This window comes from Staphylococcus sp. GDY8P54P (assembly GCF_017892645.1).
GTDB classification, from domain to species: Bacteria; Bacillota; Bacilli; order Staphylococcales; family Staphylococcaceae; genus Staphylococcus; species Staphylococcus ureilyticus.
In genome coordinates, this window is the sequence record NZ_JAESLN010000056.1 from 1 (window position 1) to 800 (window position 800).

Annotated in this window: 1 protein-coding gene and 1 pseudogene; both read right to left on the minus strand. The window is 35.4% G+C overall.

From position 1 onward, the window contains the following. Positions 1–273: pseudogene (locus KA883_RS13480) on the minus strand (JAB domain-containing protein); the annotation flags it as partial. A gap of 50 nt (positions 274–323) precedes the next feature. Continuing rightward, a partial coding sequence (locus KA883_RS13485) for a DUF1643 domain-containing protein (RefSeq protein WP_210140020.1) occupies positions 324–800 on the minus strand: 477 nt, incomplete at its 5' end.

The following is an 800-nucleotide window of genomic DNA, read 5'->3' on the forward strand; positions in this document are numbered from 1 at the left end:
TACATCTCCACTTGGATGGTTATGTCCTAGCATAATACTGTTGGCGTTACTGAGCATCGCTGTTTTGAATGTTTCTCTGGGGTGAATCACTGTTTAGTTAATAGAACCTATCGATAGTGTTTGAATATGTGTAGTTTCGTTTTTACTATTCATACATATAAGTATGAGATGTTCTCGATCACTGTTTCCAATGAATGAACGCATAATTTCTGTCGCATCCCCAGGGTTTGAAATACGATTTTTTAGGTAATTTAATGTATCTGTTTTTATCATTTGTAGTGAAACAATATTGATTTCTTACATCGTTTACCTCCATATATGGGTTATGCTTTCAAAGTCCATTTCTGTCTTGCTTTTGGATTAAGGGGGTGCATAATTTCATTGGTTACTGGGTTCATGAGTTGTTTCACTTTCGTCTTATGTGGTTTCAACATCTCTAATACTTCATTGACACGTGCTTCAACAACGGGCTTTTTAGCGTAAGCACCCCAGGCTAATATTACTTCATCCGATTCTTTCACTGCCTTCATAATTTGAATATCGGTATGATTATCATAGGCGTTTTCTAGATGTTTGAGATTGAGGGGTGTTGTAATATTGGAATATAGATTCACAAAATTGATTGAGCCAAATGCATCCATTTCTGAAACTTTGTTCATAATGAGCTGAGTTGTTAAGTCTATACTAAGAAGGCCCATAAAATTTGGATACATTGTAATGATTGTAAGTGTTTGTTTTTCACTGTCCCATGTTTTCTTAAGTAGATAGCGATGTTGTTGGTCATCACTGAATATGGCTTC